This window comes from Actinoplanes sp. NPDC048791 (assembly GCF_040650095.1).
Taxonomy (GTDB): Bacteria; Actinomycetota; Actinomycetes; order Mycobacteriales; family Micromonosporaceae; genus Actinoplanes.
On the sequence record NZ_JBEZGQ010000496.1, the window covers coordinates 1 to 6,132 of the forward strand.

Below are 6,132 nucleotides of genomic sequence, written 5' to 3' on the forward strand. Positions count from 1 at the left end.
GCCTGGCCGGGGTCGCCCGGCGCCGGGCCGGCGGCTTCTCGCTGGGCATGCGGCAGCGGCTCGGGATCGCCGCCGCGCTGCTCGGCGACCCGCCGGTGCTGATGCTGGACGAGCCGTTCAACGGCCTCGACCCGGAGGGCATCGTGTGGATGCGCGGGCTGCTGGGGACCCTGGCGGCCCAGGGGCGGGCCGTGCTGGTCGCCAGCCACCTGATGAGCGAGCTGCAGCACATCGCCGCGCACGTGGTGATCGTCGGCCGGGGCCGGGTGCTCGCCGATACCACCGTGTCCGAGCTGCTGGCGGCGGCACCGTCGCTGGAGGAGGCGTACTTCGCGCTGACCCGCGACGCCGTGGAGTTCCGTGGAGAGGCAGCCCGATGAGTGACTTCGCCCGGCTCGTACGGGCCGAATGGGTCAAGTTCCGCACGGTCCGCGGCTGGGTGCTCGGCACGGCGTCCGCGGCCCTGGTGACCGTGCTGCTGGGGTTGTTCGTCGCGTCGAACAGCATCTCGTCCTGCTCGAACGGGACCGTGGACATCGAGTGCCCGGCGCTCCCGCTGGGCCCGGACGGCCAACCGGTACGCGACAAGTTCTACTTCGTGCACCGGACGCTGGCCGGGGACGGCGCCATCACCGTACGGGTGACCTCGATGACCGGCCTGATCACCTACCCGCCGCCGGACCACGACAAGATCGTCCCGGGTCTGGTGGAGTGGGCGAAGGCCGGCGTCATCGCCAAGGACGGCACCGCCGAGGGTTCCCGATACGTGGCACTGATGGTCACCGCGGAGCACGGCGTACGGATGCAGCACGACTTCGTCCACGACACCGCGGGCAAGCCCGGCGCCGTGTCGGCGGCCACCCCGCGCTGGCTGCGGCTGACCCGCACCGGGGACACGCTCACCGGGGAGGAGTCGGCCGACGGCGCCACCTGGAGCAGGGTGGGCACCGCGACGCTGACGGGCCCCGTGGAGCTCGGGCTCTTCGTCACCTCGCCGAGCGACCTCACCGTCAACGGCGGGGCCGGTGGCGGAAGCGTCCAGGCCCGGCTGGCCACGGCGACCGCCACCTTCGACAACGTCGCATCGACCGGCACCGCGCCGGGCGGCGACTGGCGGTGTGACGACGTCGGGACCGAGCCGAACCCGGACGGCACCGTGCACCACCCGGGCAGCGCCGAGGAGGCCGGCGGGGTCCTGACGGTGTCCGGCAACGGTGACATCGCTCCCCTGGCCGGCGAAACCGGACCCTGGGTCCAGCTGGTGCTGATCGGGCTGGTCATCGGCCTGATCGTGGTGATCGTGGTGGCCGCCCGTACCGTCTCCGGCGAGTTCCGGCGCGGCCTGATCGGGGTGACGCTGCTGGCGAGCCCGCGGCGGGGCCGGGTCGTGGCGGCGAAGGCCGTCGTGCTCGGCGCCGTCACGTTCGTCGCCGGTACGGCCGCCGCCGCGCTGGCCATCCCGCTCGGCTGGCGAGTGCTGACCGGCAACGGCTTCCGGCAGCCGGAGTTGCCGCTGGGCACCCTGGCCCGGGTGGCTGCCGAGGCCGGTCTGCTCGTCGCCGGCACCGCACTGATCGCGCTGGGGCTGGGAGTGCTGCTCCGGCGGGGGCTGGCCGCGGTGGGCGTCGCGGTGGCAGTGGTCGTGCTGCCGTACCTGCTGGCGGTGATCGGGGGCCTGCCGACCTCGGCCGCGGAGTGGCTGCTGCGGCTGACGCCGGCCGCGGCCTTCGCGTTCCAGCAGGTCGCGCCCGAGTACGCGCACGTGCTGGCGAGCTACACGCCCACGTCCGGCTACTACCCGCTCCCGGCCTGGGGTGGCCTCGCCGTCCTGGCCGGGTACGCCGTACTGGCCCTCGGCCTGGCGAGTGCCCGGCTGCGCCGGAGCGACGCGTGAACCGGATGCTGTCCGCCGAGTGGACCAAGCTGCGCACCGAGCCCGCCGCCCTCTGGCTGCTGCCGAGCTTCGTGGTGGCGACGGTGCTGACCAGCCTGTTCGCGGTCGCCTCGGCCCGCTGTAGCAGGGGCGGGTGCGGCATCGATCCGGCCGTGCTGAGCCTGGCCGGGGTGCAGCTCGGCCAGGCTCTCGTCGTGCTGCTGGCGGTGTCGACGATCGGCGGTGAGCAGAGCACGGGCCTGCTCCGCACGACGTTCACCGCCATGCCCCGCCGGATCGTGGTCCTGGCCGCCAAGACGGTCCTGACCGGCGGCCTGACCCTGGTCGTGGGAACGGTGGCCGTGCTGGGCTGCGTGGCCGCCGGCCGGGCGGTGCTGCCCGGCAACGGCATCGCCGCGCCGTCCCTGACTGACGGTCCGACACTGCGGGCCGCCGGTGGGTCGGTGCTCTACCTGGTGCTGGTCGGGCTCCTGGCGCTCGGCGTCGCCGCCGTGATCCGGGACGCGGCGGCCTCGGCGGGGGCGGTGCTGGCTCTGCTGTACGCCGTACCGATGATCGCGTCCGTGATCAACGATCCGGAGCTGCAACGCACGCTGCGCCGGTTCGCGCCGATGACGGCCGGCCTGGCCGTCCAGGCCACCACCGGCCTGGACCACCTGCCGATCGGACCTTGGGCGGGCCTGGCCGTCCTGGCCGCCTGGGCCGCCGCAGCCCTGCTCTGCGGCGGCCTGGCTCTTCAGCTCCGCGAGCCCTGACGGCCCGGTCTGCTCAGTTGCGTTGCCGGGCCATCCACTGCCAGATGCGGGTGCCGTCGATGCGTGGATCGTTGCGGGCCACGTAGATCCACGACCAGTGGCCGGGGAACTGGTGGCCGTTCCAGACGACGTTGTCGTAGAGCGACAGCAACGAGCCGTCGATGAGCTCATGGGCGTGCACGGTGTTGGGCACCGGCGGCACGGTGGTGTCGTCGCGCGAGGTCACCAGCCAGGTCGGGGTCCGGATGGCCCGCAGCTCGGCGTCGGTGATCATCGTGGGGCCGCCGGGCTGCAAGGACTCGACGACGCCGCAGATGGGCACCGACGCCGCGAACAGGTCCGGGTAGACCGTGGTCATCTTCAGGCTCATGTAGCCGCCGTTGCTGGCGCCGACCACGTAGATCCGGTCGCGGTCGACCAGGTGCCGGCGCGCGACCTCACTAACGATCTCGCGGATCTGGGGGGCGAAGCGGTCACCGTCCTCGAGCCAGAAGGAGGTGCTCTGCGGGGCCACGACGTAGGCGCCGGCGAAGATCCGCTGGGCTTCCGGGGTGGCGAAGCCGAGCGCACCACGGTTGGCGCGCAGGGTGGTCTCGTTGTCGTAGTAGTTGTCCGGCAGCGACGCTCCCTCACCGCCGCCGTGCAGCCAGACCACGAGCGGGCGCCGGCCCCGACCGGCGAAGCGGCGGGACGGCTGGAACAGGCGGTACTTCATCCCCGAGGCGGAGATCGCGTACCGGAACGCGTCCACCTCGGGGTTGGACAGCCGGCCCTGGACGAACTCGGTGATGGTGACCGGGCGGTGTCCCCGTACGGCGAAGGGCGCGTTCTGGGTGATCGTGTACGTCAGGTCGAGCTGCACGTTGCGGCCCCGGCTCGCGATGTAGCCGAGCGTGCCGCCGCCGGTCTGGCCCTCGGCGTACGCGAGGTCGAGCACGATGTTGCCGTGGTGGTCGAGCCGGACCGCGGTCACCGCCCGGTCCAGGTCGTACTCGCTGAAGATCTGGTCGCCCGGCGCGATCGGGATCGGGCTCGTCGCCTTCGCGTGCACGGTGAAGGTGCCGGTGCTCAGGCTCGCCGGGTCGATGCGGCCGAGCCCGCCCGTGGCGATGGTCAGCGAGGTGACCTGCTCGCCGCCGTCCAGGGTCTCGGCGTTGAGGGTGAAGCGCGCCCTGGTGGCCGAGTGGCCGCCGGCCTGCGCGGCCGCACCCGGCAGAGCCAGCCCCACGGCGGCGCCGGCCCCGGCGGCCAGGACGGATCGACGGCTCATCGACGTGGCCATACGGCCTCCCTGTTTCGATCCCGTTACCAAGAATGCATTGACACCGGTCTATCACGGTTGTCGCACCCAGCGGAAGCCCGGCGTTGCGGCGGCCCGGGATGCCCAGGAAGGACACAGAGAACTCTCGGCTGATGCCAAGCGCGCGGACAGACGATCGCGCTATGAGGCAGGCAGCAGCAGCGAGGCCGGAAGAAGCAGCGCCGGAGGATCCGGAGGAACCCTGGCGGCCGCAGCCGCCGTTGTCCCGGGTGGCGGTCGCCCGGCTGGTCCAGCTGGCCGGGCTCTACAACGTCGTCACGGTGGTGCTGCCGTCGCCGCACGGCCGCTTCGGGGAACTGGCCGGGCTGCTGCCGATGGCCGGGGTGCTCACCGCCCGGGCGGCCAGTGCGGCGTCCGGCCTGCTGCTGGTCTATCTCGGGGCCGGGCTGCGCCGGGGCAAGCACCGGGCCTGGCAGGTGGCGGTGGTCCTGGCCGGTGCCGGGGTGGTGCTGCACCTGGCCCGGGGCTGGCACTACGACGCCGCCGCGGTCTCCGTGGCGCTGCTGGTGATGCTGATCGTGGTCCGCCGCCGCTTCCACGCGCAGGCCGATCCGTGGAACCGGTGGCGGGCGCTGGCCGCCTTCATCGGTTTCGCCGGCGCCGGGTTCGCGGTCGGGCTGCTCGAGATCGCCGTACGGATGAACCGGCTCGAAGGCCGTCCGGGAGTGATCGCCTGGATGCAGGAATCCGCGCTCGGGCTGGTCGGGGTCTCCGGGCCGATCCGGTTCGCGTACCCGCTGGGCGCCGAGACGGTCAGCTACACCACCGGCATGTTCGGGCTGCTCTCGATCGCGGCGGCCGTCGTGCTGCTGCTGCGGCCTGCGAACCGGCTGCCGCAACGCACCGGCGAGGACGACACGGTGGTCCGTGAGCTCGTCCGGCAGCACGGGGTGGCCGACTCGCTGGGCTACTTCGCCCTGCGTCCGGACAAGTCGCTGCTGTGGGCGCCGTCGGGCAAGGCGGTGATCGCGTACCGCGTGATCAACGGGGTGAGCCTGGCCTCCGGTGACCCGATCGGCCTGGCGTCGCAGTGGCCGGAGGTCATCGCGGTGTGGCTGCGGGACTGCGCCCGGCACGGCTGGACGCCGGCTGTGCTCGGCTGTGGGAATGCGGCCGGCCGGGCGTACCGGAAAGCGGGCCTGGATGTCGTCGAGCTGGGCGACGAGGCGATCCTCGACGTCGCCGGTTTCACCCTGCAGGGCCGGTCGATGCGCGCGGTCCGGCAGGCGGTCGCCCGGGTGGAGCGGGCCGGCTACACCTGTACGGTCACCCGGCTGCACGACCTCACCCCGGAGGCCCTGGCCGAGGCGCAGCGGGCCGCCGACGCCTTCCGTGACGGCCGGGTCGAGCGCGGCTTCTCCATGGCGTTGTCGCGCCTCGGCGACCCGGACGACGGTGACTGCCTGTTCGTGGTCTGCCGGGACGCCGACGGCCGGATCCGGGGCCTGCTGCACTACGTGCCGTGGGGCACCGACGGGCTGTCGCTGGACCTCATGCGCGGGGACCGGACCGCCGAGAACGGGCTGACCGAGTTCATGGTGGTCACCACCATGACGGCCGCGCCCGGGCTGGGCGTGCACCGGATCTCGCTGAACTTCGCCGTGCTGCGCTCGGTGTTCGCCCGGGCCGACGAGCTCGGCGCCGGGCCGGTGCTGCGGCTGTCGTACCAGATCCTCAAGGCCGCCTCCCGGGTCTGGCAGATCGAGTCGCTGTACCGGTCCAACGCCAAGTACCAGCCCGCCTGGGTGCCGCGCTACCTGTGCTTCCCCGCGGTCCGTGAGCTCCCGCGGATCGCGGTCGCGGTCCTGTCGGCCGAGGCGTTCCTGCCCGGCCCGGGCCGGCGGCCCCCACTCACCCGGTCCCCTGCGGGGGTGCGCTGATGACGCTCACCGGCCTGCCGCTGGTGCTCGGCACCGGCGCCGCGGCACTGTCGGCCATCGCGTTTCTGAAATGGTCGTGGAACCGCGGCAGCCGCAAGCGGCGGTTGCCCACCCGCGCGCTCAGCCTGCTGCTCAGCCAGGCCCTGCTGGTGCTCGCGATCGGGCTCATCTACAACCGGCAGGAACAGTTCTATCCCTCCTGGCAGGCGCTGGCCGGGCAGACCGGCCCCCCGGCGGGCATCGCCCCGCCCAGCACCGGCCGGCTGGACGCCTCGTTCGCGC

At 73.1% G+C, this 6,132-nt stretch carries 5 protein-coding genes and 1 pseudogene; 5 read left to right on the top strand and 1 reads right to left on the bottom strand.

Features of this window, described 5'->3' with window-relative positions:
* From AB0C29_RS29055 to AB0C29_RS29065, 3 genes are all read left to right on the top strand, one after another.
* The coding region (locus tag AB0C29_RS29055; RefSeq protein WP_360826549.1) for an AAA family ATPase at positions 1–380 on the top strand (380 nt) is incomplete at its 5' end.
* The gene (locus tag AB0C29_RS29060) at positions 377–1,894 is read left to right on the top strand and encodes an ABC transporter permease subunit (protein ID WP_360826552.1); all 1,518 of its coding nucleotides are present in this window, start codon (positions 377–379) and stop codon (positions 1,892–1,894) included. The genes AB0C29_RS29055 and AB0C29_RS29060, both read left to right, overlap by 4 nt.
* 5 nt (positions 1,895–1,899) lie before the next feature.
* Entirely contained in the window at positions 1,900–2,649 is a 750-nt protein-coding gene (locus AB0C29_RS29065; RefSeq protein ID WP_360826561.1) for an ABC transporter permease, read from the top strand.
* Positions 2,650–2,662: 13 nt separating this feature from the next.
* On the opposite strand, the gene AB0C29_RS29070 is transcribed toward AB0C29_RS29065, so the two are convergent.
* Complete coding sequence (locus tag AB0C29_RS29070) at positions 2,663–3,919, bottom strand: prolyl oligopeptidase family serine peptidase (RefSeq protein ID WP_360826555.1); 1,257 nt, start codon at positions 3,917–3,919, stop codon at positions 2,663–2,665.
* 173 nt (positions 3,920–4,092) lie between these two features.
* Between AB0C29_RS29070 and AB0C29_RS29075 the strand changes: the two genes are divergently transcribed.
* Complete coding sequence (locus AB0C29_RS29075) at positions 4,093–5,850, top strand: phosphatidylglycerol lysyltransferase domain-containing protein (protein WP_360826558.1); 1,758 nt, start codon at positions 4,093–4,095, stop codon at positions 5,848–5,850.
* Positions 5,850–6,132, top strand: a pseudogene (locus tag AB0C29_RS29080) (hypothetical protein); the annotation flags it as partial. The gene AB0C29_RS29075 and the pseudogene AB0C29_RS29080, both read left to right, overlap by 1 nt.

Coding starts and splice junctions, on each gene's coding strand:
- AB0C29_RS29060 (WP_360826552.1), top strand. CDS start 377: ATGAGTGACTTCGCCCGGCTCGTACGGGCCGAATGGGTCAAGTTCCGC.
- AB0C29_RS29065 (WP_360826561.1), top strand. CDS start 1,900: ATGCTGTCCGCCGAGTGGACCAAGCTGCGCACCGAGCCCGCCGCCCTC.
- AB0C29_RS29070 (WP_360826555.1), bottom strand. CDS start 3,919: ATGAGCCGTCGATCCGTCCTGGCCGCCGGGGCCGGCGCCGCCGTGGGG.
- AB0C29_RS29075 (WP_360826558.1), top strand. CDS start 4,093: ATGAGGCAGGCAGCAGCAGCGAGGCCGGAAGAAGCAGCGCCGGAGGAT.